This window comes from Sporolactobacillus shoreae (assembly GCF_004684935.1).
Classification (GTDB): Bacteria; Bacillota; Bacilli; order Bacillales; family Sporolactobacillaceae; genus Sporolactobacillus; species Sporolactobacillus shoreae.
Window position 1 is genome coordinate 136,321 of sequence record NZ_SRJD01000004.1, and the last position, 21,230, is coordinate 157,550.

Here is a 21,230-nt window from a genome sequence, read left to right on the forward strand (position 1 = left end):
TTGACAACTAAAGTATATCACAATGAAATTATATATTTCTAAAAACGGAGGATTTTATTGTGAATGTTTTCTCATAATACACTATATTAAATGCTGTCCATTGTGTTCGCACAATCCTAATATCTGTTGACACATTTAAATCCCTGCTCTATTATATGAATTATAATACGGCTGCTCTTATTCCGAGTAGGCGGAGGGACAGGCCCGATGAAGCCCGGCAACCGGCCGATATGGCACGGTGCTAACCTGCAGAGGAACAGATTGTCCTTCTGATAATAAGAGGCGCATTTAGAGAGTTAGCCTTATCCTTTATTGGACTGGGCTTTTTTCATGCCTTGAAAACAAAAAGAAGAGGGATCGGGTACCCGTTTTTACCTGCATCGGAACTGTTCGGCGCGGGTGTCAGGCGATGGTGGATAAGCTATCCGGCGTTGGTTGACGCATTTTTAAACTACCTCATATAATGTTCGAAAGGCTGGGTGAATGAAAATGGTGAAAAAGTATTCCAGACGGCTGTTTACTTCCGAATCGGTGACGGAAGGGCATCCGGATAAGATCTGTGACCAGATCTCAGACGCGATACTCGATGAGATTCTGAGAGGGGACCCGAACGCTAGGGTTGCCTGCGAAACCGTGGTAAATACAGGGCTTGTTCTTGTAACCGGTGAGATATCCACATCAACATATGTGGATATTCCAAAGGTGGTACGCCAGACCATAGAGGAAATTGGATATAACGACGCGAAATATGGATTCGATGCGTCAAATTGCGCGATACTGACTTCGATTGAGGAGCAGTCGGCGGATATTGCGCAAGGTGTGGATCAGGCGCTCGAAGCCCGTGAAGGCAGGATGACGGACGACCAGATCGAGGCGATCGGAGCAGGAGATCAGGGGCTGATGTTCGGATTCGCGGTTAATGAAACACCTGAACTCATGCCGCTGCCGGTATCCCTCGCACACAAGCTCGCCAAAAGGCTGGCCGATGTACGCAAAAATCATGAGTTGGCCTATCTGCGTCCGGACGGAAAAACCCAGGTCACTGTTGAATACGATGAAGAGGGCCATCCGGCGCGTATTGATACGATTGTCGTCTCAACACAGCATGATCCTGATGTAACATTAGAACAAATCAAGAAAGACATTCACAAATTTGTGATCACTCCTTCTGTTCCGGAAAACCTGATTGATGATCAAACAAAGTTTTTCATCAATCCGACGGGACGGTTTGTCATTGGAGGTCCGCAGGGTGACGCAGGTCTCACCGGACGGAAAATCATCGTTGACACATACGGCGGATACGCCAGGCACGGCGGTGGTGCGTTTTCCGGGAAAGACGCGACTAAGGTTGACCGGTCGGCGTCCTATGCCGCTCGGTATGTCGCCAAAAATATTGTTGCGGCCGGACTCGCTGAAAAAGTGGAAGTTCAGCTGGCTTACGCAATCGGCGTTGCGCAGCCCGTCTCAATTTCAGTCGACACCTTTGGAACCGGCAAAGCATCGGAAGAACAACTGGTCACTCTGATCCGTAATAATTTTGATCTCCGACCGGCAGGCATTATCAAAATGCTGGACCTTCGCCGTCCGATTTATCGCCAGACGGCCGCTTATGGCCATTTCGGACGTACCGATATTGATCTGCCTTGGGAAAAGACGGACAAAGCGGAATCACTGAAGCAGCAAATTCTCGCTGAAACTTCATCTGGCAGGGAATGACGATCCCGCTGATTTTACTCCTCATCTTATGAAAAAAGATGAGGAGTTTTTTTGCTTTTTTCAGGTTCACTGTGCAATGTACCATCGAAGAAAACTATTTTCCGCCGATATGAGTATAATGGAGAATGGGTTGGTAAAGAAATGCAGATCGCGGTTCAGCATGACGAATACTATTATTGATTGCTGATTGAAGAGAGGAAAGATATTATGGCTGTACCATCCGGACCGTTGATACTAATGACGCAGGTCTATAGGAAAGTGCTTCCAAATGTACATAAAGAGCTTGAGGACTGGAGGAAGAAAGCCGCCCGGATTCCCGATCCAGAATTGCGCGGGCAGGCGCTTGCCAGCATTGAAACGAAAACATTTCATTGCGAGGGAGGGGCAATCTATAGCCTTCTTGCAGATGAAAAGAGAACGAGCGCTATCTCCTTTATCGTGGCCTACCAGACAATCAGCGATTATCTGGACAATCTGTGCGACCGGAGCGGTTCGCTCGATCCGAAAGATTTTCGCTGTCTGCACCAGTCGATGCTGGACGCGCTGAACCCGGGGGCAGCACCATCAGATTATTACTCTTTTCGCGAAGTGACCTCCGATGGTGGTTACCTGGAGGATCTGGTAGCGACCTGTCAGTCTGTCCTTTTGCAAATCCATCATTTTGATGCTATAAGACCCTATCTTCAGGAACTAGCCGGTTACTATTGTGATCTGCAGGTTTATAAGCACATTGAAATAAGTCAGCGGGTGTCCAAGCTTAAGGCATGGTTCCTTAACTATAAAGATCAGCTTCCGCCGATGAGCTGGTATGAGTTTGCCGCATGTTCAGGTTCCACCCTCGGTATTTTTTGCATGGTTTCCTATGCTTTAAAGGGTGAAGAAATGGAAGAACGGGCTGTGACGATCAGAAACAGCTATTTTCCATGGGTTCAGGGGCTTCACATTCTGCTGGATTACTTTATTGATCAGGAGGAAGACCTTGAAGAAGGCGATCTGAACTTTTGTTCCTATTACAGTAGCAAAAAAGAAATGATGGAGCGGTTCGGCCATTTTATCAGTGAAGCAGACCGGGCGATTGCCGATATGCCCGACTGTCATTTTCACAGGATGATCAACCGTGGCCTTCTGGGCATCTATCTCTCTGATAGAAAAGTGCCCGGACAGCGTGATGTCCGTATTCAGGCAAGAAAACTGATCCGCCGTTCCGGAGCGTATGGCAGGTTTTTTTTCGCGGCCAGCTGGTTCTATCGCAGGCTTCGGCCCGGTGCCTGAGAAGATGCTGAACGGGGAAGGGATAACACGCAGCAAAATAATATCAGAAATGGGCTTAACTGAGGAAGTGGATCAGCTGAAACTACAATTCTGCTGATTCAGAGAGCCATATCAACGAACTTGGAGTCATTATCAATAAAAAAGCGGGTTCCATCAATAAAAATCCATCACTTTTCGATGAATTCCAATTTTTTTCAATAATAATGAGAGAAGTATCAATAAAACTAACCATTCAGAACAAATCACGTCCTATCAACGGAAACGGGGAATGCATCAGTCTAAACGATCAGAATATCGGCCAAACTATTTTTTGAGTGAATCGTATCTTGAGCAACAGGAACTTGGCTACCACGCTGCTCGTCTTTACTTTGCAACAGTCGGCATAACCGACTTTCCAAACATTCATAGATAAACAAAACCGAAGCTGAGTTTATTCCCTGCTTCGGCTTTTTACGCTGTATTAAGAGGGCTGAGTTCCACTCGGCACTTTTGTCCCGTAAAATTTCCCTTGCCAACTGTCCCGACGTTTCAGCTCATCATCAATGGCGTCAAGAACTTCCCATTTATTCAGGCTCCACATCGGACCGATCATCAGATCGGCGGGTCCGTCACCGGTCAGCCGATGGATGATCATATCAGGAGGAAGGATTTCTAACTGGTCGCAAACGAGGCCGACGTAGGTTTGGAAATCAAGAAACTTCAGTATACCTTTTTCGTACTGCCTGACCATCGCCGTTTTTTTCAAGAGGTGGAGCAGATGGATCTTGATCCCCTGGACATCAAGGTCAGCCACAGCGCGGGCGGTTTCCATCATCATTTCAGGCGTTTCTTGGGGCAGGCCGTCTATAATATGCACGCAGACAGGAATGTTTTTGCGGCGCAGTTTTTCGACTCCTTCAACGAAACAGTTGAAATCGTGGGCTCGATTGATCAGCCGCCCTGTCTCATCATGTACGGTCTGGAGGCCAAGTTCAATCCACAGGAACGTCCGGTTGTTCAGTTCCGCCAGATAATCAACCACATCGTCCGGCAGACAGTCCGGGCGGGTAGCGATTGAAAGCCCGACCACGCCTTCCTGTTCCAGAATGATTTCAAAACGTTCGCGGAGAATCTCAACTGGTGCGTAGGTATTGGTAAAAGCCTGAAAGAACCCGAGATATTGATTGGCATGCGGCCATTTTTTCAACATTCGTGCTTTCACTGTATTAAACTGTGTCACAAGATCGTCCCGCCGGTCGCCGGCAAAATCCCCCGATCCCTTCTGACTGCAAAAAGTGCATCCGCCGTAAGCCACTTTTCCATCTCTGTTCGGGCAATCGAACCCACCGTCAAGCGGTACTTTGAAAACTTTTTCACCAAATTGGCTTCTTAAATAGGCATTCCATGAGTAGTAACGCTTGTCCGGTCCATAAAAGGCCGGCCACTTTCTGTCGGGCATTTATTCTTGGCCCCTTTCAGTAGTCTAACGAAAATTTTATCAGAGTCCGGAGAAAACATAAAGCAACGGCCCCGCATCTGCTTATTCACCGAAAAAATATTTAGACTTAAATCCTCATAATGTTGACAGGAACAGGTAGATTACATAGAATGGAATACACAACCTAATTGACAGGAAATGGCGATGACGGGGAAAAGTAGCTTCGAATCCCTTTGCAGAGAGCTGGCGGTTGGTGCAAGCCGGCACGGGAAAAGAGTGAACTCGCCCCTGAGCTGCGGTACATCCTTGGCTGGATGTCGCCGCCGCTGCCCGCGTTACGGGATCAAGCGAGCGAAGATCTGCTGTTAAAAAGCGGATCACACGCTAATCTGGGTGGTACCGCGGGAATAAAATTGTGATCAACCTCTCGTCCCTGACAAAAAGTCAGAGGCGGGAGGTTTTATTTTATTATTTTGAAGAGTCTGGACAATAGGAGGAATGAGCCATGGGACTGGCTTTTGATCACCGCAAAATCGAGGCAGAATGGCAGAAATACTGGGACGATCATCAAACTTTTAAAACGAATGAGGATACAGATAAACCAAAGTACTACGTACTGGATATGTTTCCTTATCCTTCGGGCAAAGGCCTTCACGTCGGCCATCCTGAAGGCTACACGGCAACGGATATTATGGCACGTATGAAACGGATGCAGGGATTCGAAGTGATGCATCCGATCGGCTGGGATGCATTCGGCCTTCCCGCCGAACAGTACGCTCTTGATACCGGGCATGATCCGGCTGTATTTACGGAGCAGAACATCGCAACATTCAAGCGTCAGATCAAATCACTGGGATTCTCCTATGACTGGGATCGCGAAGTAAACACGACGGATCCAGAATACTATAAGTGGACGCAATGGATCTTCCTTCAGCTTTATAAAAAAGGTCTTGCCTACGAAGCGGAGGTACCGGTCAACTGGTGCCCGGCTCTCGGAACGGTTCTGGCCAATGAGGAAGTCATTGACGGAAAAAGCGAGCGCGGAGGATTCCCGGTGATCCGCAAGCCGATGAAACAGTGGATGCTGAAGATTACAGCGTATGCCGATCGTCTGATCGATGATCTCGAAGAACTGGACTGGCCGGACAGCATCAAGGAGATGCAACGCAACTGGATCGGCCGGTCTGAAGGTGCAGAAGTTGTCTTCCAGCTGGATGGACATCCTGAACAATCGGTGACGGTGTTTACGACACGCCCGGACACCCTGTTCGGTGCCACATACATGGTGCTCGCCCCGGAACACAAACTTATCGATCAAATTGTGACTCCGGAGCAAAAAGCGGCGGTCGATGCTTACCGCAAGGAAGTTGCCGCTAAAAGTGATCTGGAGCGTACGGACCTTAATAAAACGAAAACCGGCGCTTTCACAGGCGCTTATGCGATTAACCCTGTTAATGGCCGCAAAGTGCCGATCTGGATCGCCGATTATGTTCTGATCACTTATGGATTTGGCGCAATCATGGCTGTTCCGGGACATGATGACCGCGACTATGAATTCGCGCAGAAATTCGGTCTGCCGATTATTGAAGTCGTCGCGGGAGGCGATCTCTCCAAAGAAGCGTATACCGGTGACGGAAAACACGTGAATTCCGATTTTCTGGACGGTCTGGGCAAAAACGAGGCCATTTCGAGAATGATCGGCTGGCTTGAGGAACGTAACGTCGGCAAAAAGAAAATTACGTACCGTCTGCGTGACTGGCTGTTCAGCCGCCAGCGTTACTGGGGTGAACCGATTCCGATTATCCATATGGAAGACGGAACCATGAAAGCTGTGCCGGAAGAAGAACTGCCGCTCCGCCTGCCAAAAACGGAAAACATTAAGCCGTCCGGTACGGGTGAATCCCCGCTCGCTAACGATACGGACTGGATCAATGTCGTCGATCCGGAAACGGGCATGAAGGGCCGCAGGGAAACGAACACGATGCCACAGTGGGCAGGAAGCAGCTGGTATTTCCTCCGCTACGTCGATCCGCACAATAAAAAGCAACTGGCTGATCCGGAAAAACTGAAACGCTGGATGCCGGTTGACCTGTACGTCGGCGGTGCGGAACACGCGGTTCTGCATCTGCTCTATGCCCGGTTCTGGCACAAAGTGCTCTACGACCTTGGGATCGTGCCGACGAAAGAGCCGTTCCATAAACTGGTCAATCAGGGCATGATTCTCGGCAGCAATCACGAAAAGATGAGTAAATCAAAGGGCAATGTCGTTAATCCGGATGACATTGTTGCCTCACACGGCGCGGATACGCTGCGTGTCTATGAAATGTTTATGGGTCCGATCGACGCGGCAATCCCCTGGTCTGAAAAAGGGATTGACGGAGCGCGCCGATTCCTCGATCGGATCTGGCGGCTGTTCGTTTCGTCGGAAGGTAAACGATCCGAAGTCATTTCTGAAAATGTGAAACCGGATGCCGAGTTTGAAAAAGTATATCATCAGACGGTCAAAAAAGTGACTGAAGACTTCGGTATCATGCACTTTAACACCGGTATTGCCCAGCTGATGACTTTTATTAATGAAGCCTACAAGCAGGAGCAGATTCCGCTTGCAATGGCTGAAGGTTTTATCAAGCTGCTTTCACCGGTCGCTCCGCATATCAGCGAGGAGATCTGGTCACTGCTTGGCAACGAACAATCAGTAGAAAAATCGACTTGGCCGTCTTATGACGCAAGCAAACTGGCTGAAACGCAAATCGAAGTTATTGTTCAGGTGAATGGCAAGATCCGTGCCAGAATGACCGTTGAAAAAGGTACGCCAAAAGACGCGCTTGAGAAAAAAGCGATGGGTGAGCAAAATGTGATCGAAAACCTCGACGGAAAAACGGTGAGGAAGGTTATTGCCGTTCCGGATAAACTGGTCAACATTGTTGCCAAATAAGTACGGGAGTGATGAAATTGGCCGATGAAATCAAAACCATTCTGCCTGATGAATTGAACCGGATACTTGAAAAGGGCGATCCAGTGACAGTCGTTGATGTCAGAGAAGATGATGAGGTGGCCGCAGGTAAGATACCTCAGGCGATCCATATTCCTCTCGCCGACATCCCCGAGCGGTTTCAGGAGTTAGACAGGTCAAAGGAGTATGTCATGGTCTGCCGCTCCGGGCACCGAAGCGGGCTGGCGACAGAATTCCTCCAAAATGAAGGATTCCATGTGACCAATATGGAAGGCGGCATGCTGGAGTGGAACGGGCCAGTTAAGTGAACTCAATAAAACAATCTTTGCGATAAACCTTCCGCAGATGATCAGTGGAAGGTTTTTTGCATACTAAAAATTTGATCGGTTTCGACAGAATGTACCAAAGATGCCTTATTGATTCAGTTAAAGAGTGGTTATCTGTGGTAAAATACTAAGAGTCGCAGGCAAATCAAATTTGCCGCAGTTATTGATTTAGGAGCGTATATAATGGCATCAAAAATGATCAGAGGGACGATGATACTGACCGTCGCCGCCTTTTTTTCGCGGTTCCTTGGTATTCTTTTTGTTATTCCTTATTATTGGCTGACAGGGGAGCAGGGGTCATTCCTCTATCAATATGCCTATACACCTTACGCAATTATGCTCAGTGTCTCAACGCTCGGCCTGCCGCTTGCCGTGTCGAAATTTGTGTCCAAGTACAATTCAATGGGTGATTACGAGTCCGGCAGACGTTTGCTGAAGTCCGGATTTCTAGTGATGCTGGCGACGGGTATTGTGGGATTCTTGATCCTATTCCTCGGCGCGCCGGGCATCACCTCGCTGATGCATATTCCGAAAGAAGAGTACGGTAATGTTGTCCTCGTCATCCGGGTTGTCAGCATCGCAATCATTATTGTACCGGTGATGAGCCTCATGCGCGGCTATTTCCAGGGGTTCCAGTCCATGGGACCGACAGCGGTTTCTCAGGTTGTCGAACAGGTTGTCCGGGTCGGCTTTATTCTGATCGGTGCGTTTATTGTTGTTAAAGTAGCGCATGGTTCCGTTGTTACTGCGGCGGCGCTCGCAACCTTTGCGGCATTCGTCGGGGCTGTCGGCGGGCTTTATGTGATGCTGCACTACTGGGTATTGCGACGGGTCAAAATTATGAAAACATCCAACAAGAGCAGACCCGAGCGAAGATACCGGATGTCGTTTGTTACAATGTATAAAGAACTGATTACTTATGCGGTTCCGTTTGTTGCCGTTGGTATTGCGATGCAAGTGTATCAGCTGATTGACCAGTCAATGGCTTTTTATTATCTGAATTACGTAGATGAAATCAAAGAAGCGATTATCACTGACCTGACCATGAACGACCAGAAACTGGTCATTATACCTGTGACCCTGGCGACATCTCTTGCGGTGAGCGCTGTCCCCGCAATTATTGTTTCATTCTCAAAAGGTGACATGAGGGCTGTAAATGAAAAAATTACCCAGGCATTTGAACTTGTATTGTTTCTGACCATACCAGCTGCTGTTGGCTTATCCGTGCTGGGATACATGGTGCATGGGCTATTGTATACTGTTTCCCCAGACCTTTTAAAAATTGGTGGACGAGTCCTGTCCTGGTATGCGCCGACCGCGCTTTTCTTTGCCTTGTTTCAGGTTGGAGCATCTATCCTCCAAGGTATCAACCGGCAGCTCGTGACGATTATCGCTCTTGGTTCCGGGATTCTCTTCAAGATTTTGCTTAACCCGCTGTCCATGAAACTTTTCGGTATGGTTGGTCCAGTTATTGCTACGGATATCGGCTATTTGATTTCAATCCTGATTATTGTCTTCGCAATACGCAAGGCAACGGATTATCGCTTTTCCATGATTGCCCAGCAATTGATCCATATTTTGTTTTATACGGGGATTATGGTTCTGGTCATTGAGCTCATTTTCTTTGTGTCCGGCGGTAATTTTCCTCACAGCAGAGGAAAAGCTTTTATCGTTATTATTTTGAGTGTAACGATCGGTGCGGCCGTTTATCTGCTGCTCGCCAAATGGACCGGACTGCTCCGCAGGGTGATGGGCAGATCTCGGGAGCGATAAAGAAAATTTGCTGCTCGTCGAGCTCTTAGGCTTGGGCAAAGATCTGTTTTTACTTAGGCCGTTGCCTTTTAATTTTTATAAAAAAGGACTGCAAGTCAATAAATAATCTGCAGAAAAAAAGAGAGCCTGAAGCTCTCTTTTTTATTTTCACGGGAAGTTATCTCGGAGGTGTTCCCGGAAACGGAACGGGTGGAACAGGTATCCCAAGGCGACGTTCGATGATGCGAAGTCTTCGGTCAATCCGGTTCAGTTCACGGTCAAACCGATCCTGCTGCCTTTCAAGCTGACGGACACGGCGTTCAAGTGAATCAAAACCCGGCTGCGGTGGACGCGGCGGCTGTCCCATCTGTCTGTCATTGTCATACTGAGGTGCCTCGTGCCATTCGAAACTGTTTGAGGCTATTGTGTTTTCTGTCTCCTGAGCATAAGGATAGGAATAGGGCCCTACGGATGAAGTGAATCCCTGAGGCATAGAGGCCCCCTGAATCTCCTGAAATGAAAAACCATTTTGTCTTTGAGGCAGGCTGCCGCCTGCAGCGGGTTGATACAATCCTCCCTGTGCCGGCGAAGCTGGGCCGCTGAATGGATGAAACATAAATTAAATCCTCCCTGATCATTTGTTTTGTATACTCAGTTATCAGTCTATGATCGGGGATGGATTTTGACAGGAAAGAATCAAGATATATGCCCGGGATCCTGGGCGCGGGAAGATGTGTGCACATCATACCACTGCAGCTGCTTGCCGATACTCATTCCTTCAAGAGGAACGGTGAACGATATGCCGAGTTCCCCCAATGCCGGTTCCAGATAATTCCTGTAGACTTTGCCTCCATGCAGAAATAGCTGTGCGGCGGAAAGATCTTCGCGGGTGGTTAACTCACGGATTACTTTTCTCCCCCATGCCCTTCGGCTGCCAAGAGATAATGTCCGGATTGAAACATCATAGGGCTCCATGATCTGGTCAGGGAGAAGCAGGCCGTCTTTCGCATTATAAAAATAGAGTCGGTCATACGTCTGTTGCGCATAAAGAATCGATTTTCTAAATAGCGGGCTGCGGTAAAAGTCGATGACGGCGGCAGGGCTGTGTGCTTTTTTCCGGGCCGTCGCCAAAAGCCCGATCTTTGGTTTCAAAATAATGTCATACTCCTTCCGGCATCTTGACTGATCCGGTGCTTTTTTATTGGTTTTATCAAACTTTGATGCTGTTTTTAGAGGCCTTTCAGCCTGTTAACGCTTTCGGTGCTCGCTTTCCGCTGGCAGTCCGGGAGCCTCCTCAAACAATCGAGTCGCCTGCGCGGTCTCCCTTGGCCGCTCTCCCCGCAGAAATCTCATACCACGCATTCTTCAGATATATCGGTGAAAACAACATTAGATTTAAACATCGTCTTTTAACTAAAGGATAAGCCCTTTGTTCGGACTTTTTCCACTAATGACACTCAGCGTGAGTCTGACTTCTTATCCATTATCATCAGATAACGCATTAAAAAAAGTCAAATAAAAAAGAGCTGTTTCAAAAAACAGCTCACGAAACTCTTACTTTTTTTTCTGTTACCGCCCACTGGCCCCTTCTCGGGCTTCGGACCAAATTGTTATACGTTAGAATATTCAAGTCTCTCTGCATGGTTCTCTGTGTCATGTCAAATTCTTCAACCAGCTCTTTCGTCGTGACAGGACCTTGTCTGCGAATAAATAAGTAAACAGACTTAACGCGATTTAGCATACGATCAGTTGAAGGACTCAAATAACCACTCCCCAGATTTTTTATCAACAAAGAAGATATCTGAAAAGAGGGGGAATCAGAAAAATAATTTCACAAATCCCCATTTTCTCCACTTTTTTGAACAAATGAACAGGATCATGACATTTTCTGACGATACTCAAAGACGGACGTTTCAACTAAATACACTAACAATAATACGTATATTCTATTAAATAACTTAAATATACAGCTAAAATAATAAAAGTCAAACTTTTTTTCCTATATTTTTTGTAAATTTAATCAATTCAGTTCTTCGAGCGGGCCGGTGGCTCCAAAAAAGCATACACAAAACGCCTTTCGGAAAACCAAAAGGCGTTTTGACTCGTTATTGCTGGAAGATGTCACCTGACAGATAACGTTCCCCTGTGTCGTTGATCATGCAGACGATCAGATCACCGGGCTTGAACCGTCTGGCAACCTGCAGAGCTACGCAGACTGAGGCTCCGGAAGAGGGGCCGCAAAGGATGCCTTCTTCTTTTGCCAGCCTGCGTGTAATTTCGTACGCATCATCATCGCTGACCTGAATTACTTCATCAACAATAGAAAGATCCAGCGTGTCCGGAATGAAGCCGGGACTGGTTCCTACAATTTTATGGCGTCCGGGCTTTCCTCCAGATAGAACGGGAGAGCTCGCCGGTTCGCAGATATGTATGGTCAAGGCGGGAAAAGCCTCTTTAAGCGCTTTTCCTGTCCCAGTAATCGTTCCCCCGGTTCCGGCCGCACCGACAAAGGCTTTCAGCGTCGCGCCAAGCGATTGGACGTCTCGGATAATCTCCGGTGCCGTGGTTTTGCGGTGGGCATCAGGATTCGCAGGATTGGAAAACTGCATCGGCATAAAACTGTTCGGAAGTTTTTCCGCGAGTTCCTCCGCTTTTTTTATTGCTCCGGGCATCTTGTCTCTTCCGGGTGTGAGAACGACTTTTGCGCCGAAAGCTTTGAGCAGCTTTATCCGCTCTTCAGTCATTGTATCGGGCATGACAATAATTGCCTGATAGCCTCTTGACACCGCGTTCATTGCCAGGCCGATGCCCATATTGCCCGAGGTTGGTTCAATGATCGTTGCACCCTTTTTCAGCCTACCTGCTTTTTCAGCCGCCTGGATCATATTGAGCGCGGCACGGTCCTTGACACTTTTTGTCGGATTAAAATATTCCAGTTTGGCATAAATCGTCGCTCCATTCGGATCGGGAAGCCTGTTCAGACGAACCATAGGTGTTCCGCCGACCAGTTCACTGATCGAATCAGCAATTTTCACCATCACAGTCACTCACTTTCTGTCACACTTTTATCACGCTTCATTCAATGTTTGAATGATCTTCACTTCAGGTGAAAACCTTAAGGTCTTCCTGTTTGTTTTTATTATACAGGATTCCTGTAAATTCGGCAGACCTTTCAGATATTTTAACGTTCTTTGAGTGATATTATTCGAAAGGGCTCTTTGAGACAGTTTTAAGGTTGCGCGTGAAGAGGTACGGTAATATGATCATGAAGAGGGATAAGATATGAAAAATCATTATTTTCTTGCCATCCCGGTTGCGGAAGAAATCGGGGAATACTTGCAGCGAGAAACCATCCGGTTGAAGGAGAGCTGTTCCTACAGACAATGGACAGACATGCACGATTATCACATCACACTTTTCTTTTTCGGTCCTCTGCCAGAGGAGGAATTGGAAAAGGTCGTCGGCATTTCTACGAAGATCAGTGATTCTCACACCGCTTTCGATGTGTCTATTTCGGGTATCGAAGGCTTCGGGGATAAAAGACATCCACGCGTTGTTTTTGCGGCACTTGCAGCTTGTCCGGAGCTTGTAAAAATTCAGAGTGAATTAAAAGAAGCACTTGCCGGTCATGGCTTCATTCCGGACAACAGACCGTATCATTCGCATATCACACTGGCGAAGGGATGGCTGTCCGGCCAGGCATTTGATCGCCGCCTGGAAAAGTTGTGCAGTCAGTCCATTGGTTGGAAGATTGACCGGATCGTTCTTTATGCCGTTATGCCCGGTCAGATCCCTCACTACAATTCCATTAAAATTTTTTCATTGGGGAAATCAAATGAACAGATTTTTCCTGACATATTATAGAGAATACGGGAAGAGGTGGAAATATGGCGCAACTGATAAAAGCCCGGCAATGCGTGTCGCGCTATCAGGTGGATCTTCTCAGATATGCGAACCGCTTTGTCTGGTTGAAAAACAGGCGAATGAAGGAATGGAAAGCGCAACAGACGAAAAGTGTTATTTCTTTGAACCGCTGGTCGGCAGAGGGAAAAGAGTTTTTGGAATGGCTCTACAGGATGCAGCTGGACTGGGCGACCCGGACATCCGAACAACGCTCAACATGTCCTGATGAGGTTGAAAAGTCGCTGTGGTTAAGGAAAGTACTGGAAGAAGTCAACGACATTGCCTTTTTGATTTATCGACCTGTTCTTCTCACACAATCTGCAGCAGTTCAACTGGACTCATTAATTATAACGAATGACATGATCTGGTGTGTCAAGCCGCTGACTGGAGAAGCAGGGAGTGTATTTCAGGAAATTTCAGGACGGAAGTGGAAAAAAATCGTGGGCGGCGGTGAACAGGAAGTGCTGAATCCACTCATCTCTTTGAATAGAACGAGAACAATCGTCTCATCTTTTCTGAAAAATCATGGCATTGATATTAAAATCGTTTCCGCAGCATACGCTCCAGAAAGCTTTATCGAATTTGTACACGAAGAGGCCGATGTCAGTTTTATTGATTGCCGTACTGAACGGGAATGGTTCGGGACGGTGTCCGAACATTCACTGTTACTGAAACGGACGCAGATTGACGTGGCTGAGGCCCTTCTCGATCATTTTGAAACGATCGCATCACCCCGTTTTCAGAATGTTTGATCGCCATCAGTATTATAAAATCGGTTCATTCTGTCGATAAGATAAGTGGCGGAATGATTGTTGAATCAAGTGGAAAGTGGTATATTTTTATTCATAGTCTTTTTTGACGGCGGCGGGTAAATCCATGCGAATCCGGGTAAGGCGCAGTCGCGAGAAGCCTGATTTATTAAGGACAGATTTAAGGGCAAAGGTGGCCTGTTTGATGAGATTCTTTGACAGCGAAGAATGGGTGCTATCATCCGCCGGAGGAATGACCGGCGAAGCCTATATGGCTGAATCCGGTGAAAATAAATTATTCATTAAGCGGAATTCCTCGCCCTTTCTGGCTGTTCTGTCTGCAGAAGGCATTGTCCCGAAACTGCTGTGGGCCCGGAGACTGGATAACGGAGATGTTCTGACCGCGCAGAAATGGATGAGCGGCAGGGTACTGAAACCGGAAGAAATGAAATCGGCGAAAGTGGCTGAACTCCTTAAAAAAATTCACACATCAGATCCGCTTTTATTTATGATGAAACGCCTCGGCAAAGAACCTGTTTCAACCGTTCAGATTGCCGAAAGTCTGGCCAGTCAGGCGGATGGGCGGGGGCAGGTACAGGTCCTGCGCACATCTCTTATGTTTCTGCAGAAGTACGCAGACAGAGCGGAAGTGAGCAAAAAGGCAGTTTGCCATTCGGACGTCAATCATAATAACTGGCTGCTGAATAAGGATGAAGACAGCTTGTATCTCGTTGACTGGGATCAGGCGGTCATCGCCGACCCTGCCATGGATCTGGCCATGCTGCTTTATTGGTATGTTGAAGAAGATAACTGGGAAAATTGGCTCGCACTTTACGGATTGACGCTGGATGATTCCCTACAGCTCCGGCTTGTGTGGCACATGATTGCTATGACGCTGAGGTTCATGTTCTGGCATCAGGAACATGCTGAAGCTAAAAAGATGATCCTTTTCGAGAAGGATCTTCTCTGGCTGAATGAATATGCGGGGAAAGTGGTTCACTAATTTTCATTCGACCCGATATCTTCCTGTCAGTACGGGCGGGAGGATTCTTTGCGTCTTAAGCCGAATATTTCTATAAATGTATTTTGTTTCTAAAATCTAAACCCAAATCATGGTATGATCAGACTGGGAGTTTGTTTCATTAATCGTCAGGCGGAAATATCTTCCTTTTAAAATTATTTTCATAGCCAGCTTGTTATCTTAACCGATTCATAAAGGGGAATTATAAATGAGAGTACGCCATAAACCCTGGGCGAGGGGAAAACTTGACCGCCATTCGGATATTGTAGTACGTTCACCGAAATATTACAGTGGCGAATGGAACGAAGCTTTTCAGCGTGAAGCCCGGCTCTGTGTTGAAATTGGCACAGGCAAGGGGAAATTTATTGTAGGTATGGCTGAAAAGTATCCGGATGCAAATTTCATTGGCATTGAATTGCAAGAAAGTATTATCGTGTCCGCTCTGGAAAAGTGCCTGGACGACGAAATAGAAAATGTCAGGCTGGTCAACGCCGATGCACGTGGGTTGACTGAATTTTTTGCGGAAGACGAAGTGGACGACATCTATCTGAATTTTTGCGATCCATGGCCAAAGAACCGGCACGAGAAACGACGCCTGACGTATGCCTCTTTTCTCGCACAGTATGAATATGTCCTGAAAAGTCATGGGGTTATTCATTTTAAAACAGATAATCAGGGCCTTTTTGAATACTCGTTGGAAAGTTTTTCCCAGTACGGTTTTCTGCTTCAGAATATCAGCCTTGATCTGCATCACTCAGGTGACAAAGAAAATATCATGACTGAATATGAAGAAAAATTTTCGGAAAAGGGGCAGCGGATTTATCGTTGCGAAGCTGTCTGCAGCGATTAAATCATATCAGCGGTATGCTGATCTGCTGGAAGTTCAGGGCTGTTTTTTTAATTCGAGAAGGGTTCCTGTTGGCGCGTCGGCGATAAAATCATAGTGGCTTACCGAGTCGCCGCTGCGGACGGTGAGGCCGCCTTGATAAACTTCAGCCGTCAGCGCGTCTTTTGTAACCTTGTGCGGTGATAAAAAGATCCAGGCTCCGTCTACAGGGAGCTTTTCTTTTACAGTTTTTTTTACCAGGCTGAGCACTTTTTCCGAACTCAGGAGCCCGCGTTTTTCTGAAATAATTTTTTGTGCGGCGATTCCGGCCGCAAAACCGGCGGCAGCCGCCGCAAGGATTATTGATCCGATTTTCGTGTTCATGATTTTCCCTCCCTGCCGTTGTAGTATTCTTAGTATATTCGGAAAATCCTTTAAAACCAAGTGGGCGCCTTCGTAGAAACAGTATTTTTTGAAGGACTGCGGGAAAATAACGGGTGAGTGCTGGATAAATATATTCCGGCCTTTCCCGATGAACTGAGGGGTATAACATTTGTCAATTATTGTAGGAGTTGGGACTGAAAATCCTGCGAAACTGGACGCTGTAAGGCGGCTTGTGTCTGGACGAGATGTCGATGTCAGGGGATTCAATGTATCTTCGGGTGTTTCGGCCATGCCGATGAGCGATCATGAAACACGGCAGGGGTCGATAAACCGCGCTAGGGCTGTGCTGGAAGCAGATAAAACAGTCATACTAGGAATCGGTCTGGAAGGCGGTGTCAGCATGCTGGATGGTGAGATGTTCCTCGTTAACTGGGGAGCGATTACCGATCGTTCTGGACGTGTTTTCACAGCGGGAGGTGCACGAATTTTGCTTCCGAAAGTACTATCGGACGGGGTCCTGTCAGGCCGCGAGTTAGGTGACGTCGCCGATGAATATGCGCACCAGAAGAATGTGAGCAAACGTGGGGGAACGATCGGAATTCTGACTGAAGGAAAGGTCACACGAAGTGATATGTTTCTGCATATTCTTCAGTTGATTGACGGCATTTATTTGCATGAAAAAGTAAATCATTAAAACGTTTCAGAAACAGACTGAACGGAAAATCAGACCTTGGGAGCCTGCAAGGGATGCCGTGTGTATGATAAAATAAGCTTATATTAATTAAGGTTGCAGTTGTAAGTCTGAGAAGAGAAGGGACAGGCTATCTATTCATGGATTTGCGCGAGTTAAAGGAAGAGCTGACAAAAAAACTGAAGTCGGATGACAGGGCCATACATTTCGACAGCCGGTCCGGGAAGCTCAGAATCGAAAATAAGGCCGGCGGGAAGGGCGTCACCCTGACCTTGGCCGAGATACTTGAGCAATATCAGACAAAAGGGCAGACTGCAGTGCTGGAAACGATTCAGGCGGTTGACCGGGGATTGCGGGCGATGAATGCGACCGTACATATACAGGGCAATGAAAGCAGAATTTTTCCTGTCATCCGTTCCGCTTCTTTTCCTGATGAGACTCCTGAGGGCAAAAGACTGCTTTGCAGTGATCATACGGCGGAAACAAAAGTATTCTATGCCCTCGATCTTGAAAATTCGTACAGACTGCTCGACACTGATTTCCTAACACGTGAGGGAGCAGAAGCGCAGTCGGTTATCAGGACAGCCCATGCCAATCTGATGTCGCTTCCTGCGGAGGCGCATAAAGACAGGGTTAAGAATAATACTTTTTATTTCATTAATTATAATGACGGCTATGACGCGAGCAGAATTTTGAACGGCTCTCTTCTTGACCTTATGAAAGAAAAGGCGAGGGGGGATCTGACAGTTTCTGTTCCTCATCAGGATGTGCTGATTTTCGGAGATATTGTCAATCCTGAAGGGTATGATATTCTCGCACAGATGGCGATGAAGTTCTATTCTGAGGGACGGATGCCGATTACCATCCTGCCGTTTATCTATGAAAAGGGACAGCTTGAGCCGATCTTTATCATGGCAAACAGACGTCCGGCGCCCGGCGGAACATCAGACTGATGTTTCCGATAAATTGATTTGAGAATGTTCAATAGATTACTGAATTGTATTCTTAATAATGTCGCGATTGAAGACCGGAAGGAGAAAGTATAGATGATTCTTTACTACAATGAAAAGGGCATAGGGGATGTCCTGATCGCCTATTTCAAAGAAGGGGAAAGTCAGGATTTCGAGAGAAAGGCTGATGTAGCCAGAATTTTTGACCCTGTAACAAGCGAGGTGCTGGGTTATAACTTTTTCGGCGCGTCACTGTTCCTTCAGGCGGATAAGAGAGAGGGTATAATCAGACCTAATGCTACATTAATGGATGTGCTAAACCGGCAGATTGCCGCTTCAGGATTTCAGGACTCAATTCCATGGGGTGAAGAGCCGCTGATCGTCACGGGATATGTTGAAGAGATGAAAAAGCATCCTGACTCCGACCATATGCATGTTTGTCTTGTGGACGTGGGCACACGCAAACTTCAGATTGTCTGCGGCGCACCGAATATTGACAAAGGGCAGAAAGTCGTTGTTGCGAAGACGGGAGCTTTAATGCCGAACGGTATGATTATTCGTCCTTCCGTTCTTAGAGGCGTGGCTTCCGCGGGCATGATTTGTTCGGCCCGGGAGCTTGCGATTCCCGGAGCACCACAAAAACGCGGTATCCTCGTTCTGAAAGAAGATACCGCAATCGGTCGGGACTTTCAGACGCTCGCTGCAAATGTTCAGGTGCCAGGCAGCAATTAAAGAAGCACTGACGCGGAAAGGCGGGGAACCGTATGTGGGGAGACTGGTGGCGTCGCCTTTTTGATACGGGCGATGACGATACCACAGAAGAAAGACAAACATTATTTCAGGCACATGATCATTCTGGCCAGAGCTCGCCTTCGGTCGGGCGCTTTTCCGATGCCAGCCGGCAGGTGGAAGTCAGGATGGCCGCGCAGTATCCCAAGGAAAGGACAACAAATGTCGGTCCTTCTTCAACCGGACACCGGGAAAAGCTTCATACAAATCTTCATGATGATGAAGATCACGGAAGCATCACTTCTGATCGGCGGAATCAGATACAGCATGAGAAAACGGAATTAAATAAAAAGCCGCCCTTTCGCCTGAGCAAAGTCCCTTCTCCTGTATTTGGATTTCAGAAGCCGCCAAAAGATTTTTATCATGCGGATCAACATGAAGATTATTATCTGGACGTGCAGAAAGAAGTGCAGGAGAAGAAGCAGATCAGTGAAGCAAAACTGGGCGAACGGATAAAGAAACAGCTTTTGATTCCTTCACGAAAAGACGGTCCTGTTCTTGAACAGAAAGTTATGGACGAACCCGCATTGCGGCGTACAAGGGAAGCGGAGGTAACTGAACACCATCCTTCAAGAGAAGGAGATCACTCGCCATACACTGAAGGGGTTGGTACGCCCTCAGAAAGAAACCGTCCAGATGACGGAAGCGGACCATTGCGGGATTCAGAGGACATCGACAGCTTCCGTCTGACGTCCGCCGGTGCCCGGAGGAACCGTTTGCCCGAAGAAAATGCAATGCCGGATCATCGGTCTCCGGAAGAACAAACAGAACGGGCAATGCCGGTTAAAAGCCGCCTGAACCGATCGCCTCATCGCCATGGGGAGCAGTCGAAGGTCCCTTTCAATGTCCTGATGTTTCACTCCGATCACCAACGCGGGCATTCTTCAGGGTATCCAGCTGCCCAGCCTGCTGCCAATCAGACAGTCCGGCCTCCCGCCGGCGGTGATGGAACGGGGTTAAAACTCCCACTTGATCTTCTGGACGATATTCCGGAAACGGCGGGGGACAGCACATCATGGATTGCAGACAGGGAAAAGGTGCTCAAGGACACGCTCTCCAATTTCCATGTCGAAGCGGATCTCATAGGCTATGTACAGGGGCCGAGTGTGACGCGTTTCGACATTCATCTCCACCCGGGCGTAAAATTCAATAAGGTACTCGGCCTTTCGGAAGATATCAAACTGAGTCTCGCGGTGAGGCAGATCCGTATCGCACCGGTACCTGGAAAGAGCGCGGTAGGAATTGAAATCCCTAATGAAGTGCGTCAGCCCGTACTACTCAGACAAATTTTGCGATCGAAAGCCTTTCTGGAAAGCCGGGCACCGCTGACGGCGGCACTTGGTCAGGATGTGTCGGGAAACCAGATCGTTACGGATCTTGCAAAAATGCCTCACGGGCTGATTGCGGGAGCGACCGGATCAGGGAAGAGCGTCTGTATCCACTCACTGATCCTGAGCTTGATCTATAGGACCTCCCCGGATGACGTGCGCTTCCTGCTGATCGATCCGAAGGTTGTTGAATTAGCGCCTTATCAGAATATTCCACACCTCGCAGCACCTGTGATCACAGAGCCGAAAGAGGCGGCGCTTGCCCTGAAGTGGGCCGTAGAGGAGATGGAAAAGCGATATCATCAATTCGCTGCGGAGCGGGTCCGCGATATTGAAAGCTTCAATAAAAAGCAGAAGGATGACGCCAGTGGTCACCGTTTGCCTTATATTGTCATCATCATTGATGAGTTGGCTGATTTAATGATGGTATCCCCGCAGGATGTCGAGGAGGCCGTCTGCCGGATCGCTCAGAAAGCACGGGCCGCGGGTATCCATTTGCTTCTTGCGACACAGCGGCCTTCGGTGGATGTGATCACCGGACTGATTAAATCCAACATCCCGACCCGAATCGCATTCAGTGTATCGTCACAGACCGACTCGAGGACCATTCTCGATAGTGGGGGCGCTGAACGGCTGCTCGGCAGAGGTGATATGCTTTTTGCGGAGAACGGGGCGAGAGGACTGAAACGGATCCAGGGCTGCTTTGTATCTGACGAGGAAATCAACCGGGTGACCGGAGCATTTGGCGAGTCGGTTAATAAAAATTATTTATTTTCACCGGATGAACTCAGTGATCTATCTGCTGAAGCTTCGGAAATGGAAGATGATCTTCTTGACGAAGCCGCGTCATTTGTCATTGACCAGGGACAAGCTTCCGTCTCCAGTATCCAGCGCCATTTCAGAATCGGATACAACCGGGCAGCGCGGCTCGTCGAAGAACTGGAAAGCCGCAATGTCATATCCGGGGCTAACGGCAGCAAGCCGAGGCAGGTGCTGGTAACTAAAGAGCACATGGGAAAACGAATGTCCGATGATACATAAATATACTTTTACAACCTCAGTGATAAAGGTTAAAATAGGTGACGGGTTAACGGTGAGCGAATCGGAACACGTGGTTGCGTAAAGTTTGTGTCTCGGATTTTCACTAAAAATA

Annotated in this window: 19 protein-coding genes, 1 riboswitch and 1 other annotated feature; of the genes, 13 read left to right on the plus strand and 6 right to left on the minus strand. The window is 47.8% G+C overall.

Features of this window, described 5'->3' with window-relative positions:
- The first annotated feature begins 174 nt into the window (after window positions 1-174).
- Window positions 175-282: riboswitch (SAM riboswitch) on the plus strand.
- Window positions 283-489: 207 nt separating this feature from the next.
- Window positions 490-1,716 carry a methionine adenosyltransferase gene (metK, locus tag E4665_RS05370; protein WP_135347851.1) on the plus strand — a complete coding sequence of 409 codons (1,227 nt, stop codon included), beginning with the start codon at window positions 490-492 and terminating at the stop codon, window positions 1,714-1,716.
- Window positions 1,717-1,923: 207 nt separating this feature from the next.
- The gene (locus E4665_RS05375; protein WP_135347768.1) at window positions 1,924-2,988 is read left to right on the plus strand and encodes a tetraprenyl-beta-curcumene synthase family protein; all 1,065 of its coding nucleotides are present in this window, start codon (window positions 1,924-1,926) and stop codon (window positions 2,986-2,988) included.
- A gap of 460 nt (window positions 2,989-3,448) precedes the next feature.
- Here E4665_RS05375 and mnmL read toward each other — a convergent pair whose 3' ends face one another.
- Entirely contained in the window at window positions 3,449-4,426 is a 978-nt protein-coding gene (mnmL, locus tag E4665_RS05380) for a tRNA modification radical SAM protein MnmL/YtqA (protein ID WP_135347769.1), read from the minus strand.
- A gap of 174 nt (window positions 4,427-4,600) precedes the next feature.
- Window positions 4,601-4,843, plus strand: a binding site (T-box leader).
- Between the two features lie 73 nt (window positions 4,844-4,916).
- Between mnmL and leuS the strand changes: the two genes are divergently transcribed.
- From leuS to E4665_RS05395, 3 genes are all read left to right on the plus strand, one after another.
- Window positions 4,917-7,340 (plus strand): leucine--tRNA ligase, encoded by a 2,424-nt coding sequence (gene leuS, locus E4665_RS05385; RefSeq protein ID WP_135347852.1) that lies wholly within the window; start codon window positions 4,917-4,919, stop codon window positions 7,338-7,340.
- Between the two features lie 29 nt (window positions 7,341-7,369).
- Window positions 7,370-7,666 (plus strand): rhodanese-like domain-containing protein, encoded by a 297-nt coding sequence (locus E4665_RS05390; protein WP_135347853.1) that lies wholly within the window; start codon window positions 7,370-7,372, stop codon window positions 7,664-7,666.
- Window positions 7,667-7,867: 201 nt separating this feature from the next.
- Entirely contained in the window at window positions 7,868-9,457 is a 1,590-nt protein-coding gene (locus E4665_RS05395; RefSeq protein WP_241654694.1) for a putative polysaccharide biosynthesis protein, read from the plus strand.
- 157 nt (window positions 9,458-9,614) lie between these two features.
- On the opposite strand, the gene E4665_RS05400 is transcribed toward E4665_RS05395, so the two are convergent.
- From E4665_RS05400 to cysK, 4 genes are all read right to left on the minus strand, one after another.
- On the minus strand, window positions 9,615-10,052 hold the full coding sequence (locus E4665_RS05400) for a hypothetical protein (protein ID WP_135347771.1): 438 nt from the start codon (window positions 10,050-10,052) through the stop codon (window positions 9,615-9,617).
- 80 nt (window positions 10,053-10,132) lie between these two features.
- Window positions 10,133-10,588, minus strand: coding sequence for a DUF6884 domain-containing protein (locus E4665_RS05405; protein ID WP_135347772.1), 456 nt, complete (start codon window positions 10,586-10,588; stop codon window positions 10,133-10,135).
- A gap of 391 nt (window positions 10,589-10,979) precedes the next feature.
- Entirely contained in the window at window positions 10,980-11,198 is a 219-nt protein-coding gene (locus E4665_RS05410; RefSeq protein WP_174845452.1) for a DeoR family transcriptional regulator, read from the minus strand.
- A 343-nt stretch (window positions 11,199-11,541) separates the two neighbouring features.
- On the minus strand, window positions 11,542-12,471 hold the full coding sequence (gene cysK / locus E4665_RS05415) for a cysteine synthase A (RefSeq protein ID WP_174845454.1): 930 nt from the start codon (window positions 12,469-12,471) through the stop codon (window positions 11,542-11,544).
- A gap of 247 nt (window positions 12,472-12,718) precedes the next feature.
- Here cysK and thpR point away from each other — a divergent pair, with 247 nt between their 5' ends.
- From thpR to trmB, 4 genes are all read left to right on the plus strand, one after another.
- Complete coding sequence (gene thpR, locus E4665_RS05420) at window positions 12,719-13,300, plus strand: RNA 2',3'-cyclic phosphodiesterase (protein WP_135347774.1); 582 nt, start codon at window positions 12,719-12,721, stop codon at window positions 13,298-13,300.
- Between the two features lie 23 nt (window positions 13,301-13,323).
- Window positions 13,324-14,091, plus strand: a complete 768-nt coding sequence (locus E4665_RS05425) for a nuclease-related domain-containing protein (RefSeq protein WP_135347775.1) — start codon at window positions 13,324-13,326, stop codon at window positions 14,089-14,091.
- 202 nt (window positions 14,092-14,293) lie between these two features.
- Window positions 14,294-15,091, plus strand: coding sequence for a phosphotransferase family protein (locus E4665_RS05430; protein ID WP_135347776.1), 798 nt, complete (start codon window positions 14,294-14,296; stop codon window positions 15,089-15,091).
- Between the two features lie 226 nt (window positions 15,092-15,317).
- Entirely contained in the window at window positions 15,318-15,959 is a 642-nt protein-coding gene (trmB, locus tag E4665_RS05435) for a tRNA (guanosine(46)-N7)-methyltransferase TrmB (RefSeq protein WP_135347777.1), read from the plus strand.
- A gap of 33 nt (window positions 15,960-15,992) precedes the next feature.
- Here trmB and E4665_RS05440 read toward each other — a convergent pair whose 3' ends face one another.
- On the minus strand, window positions 15,993-16,319 hold the full coding sequence (locus tag E4665_RS05440; protein WP_135347778.1) for a hypothetical protein: 327 nt from the start codon (window positions 16,317-16,319) through the stop codon (window positions 15,993-15,995).
- Window positions 16,320-16,488: 169 nt separating this feature from the next.
- Here E4665_RS05440 and E4665_RS05445 point away from each other — a divergent pair, with 169 nt between their 5' ends.
- The 4 genes from E4665_RS05445 (at window position 16,489) to E4665_RS05460 (ending at window position 21,118) form a co-directional block, all read left to right on the plus strand.
- A complete protein-coding gene (locus tag E4665_RS05445; RefSeq protein WP_135347779.1) occupies window positions 16,489-17,013 on the plus strand; it encodes a DUF84 family protein in 525 nt (174 codons plus the stop codon).
- Window positions 17,014-17,150: 137 nt separating this feature from the next.
- Window positions 17,151-17,963 carry a DUF1444 family protein gene (locus E4665_RS05450; RefSeq protein WP_135347780.1) on the plus strand — a complete coding sequence of 271 codons (813 nt, stop codon included), beginning with the start codon at window positions 17,151-17,153 and terminating at the stop codon, window positions 17,961-17,963.
- 93 nt (window positions 17,964-18,056) lie between these two features.
- Window positions 18,057-18,692, plus strand: a complete 636-nt coding sequence (ytpR, locus tag E4665_RS05455; RefSeq protein ID WP_135347781.1) for a YtpR family tRNA-binding protein — start codon at window positions 18,057-18,059, stop codon at window positions 18,690-18,692.
- A gap of 32 nt (window positions 18,693-18,724) precedes the next feature.
- Window positions 18,725-21,118, plus strand: a complete 2,394-nt coding sequence (locus tag E4665_RS05460; RefSeq protein WP_135347782.1) for a DNA translocase FtsK — start codon at window positions 18,725-18,727, stop codon at window positions 21,116-21,118.
- The last annotated feature ends 112 nt before the right edge of the window (window positions 21,119-21,230 follow it).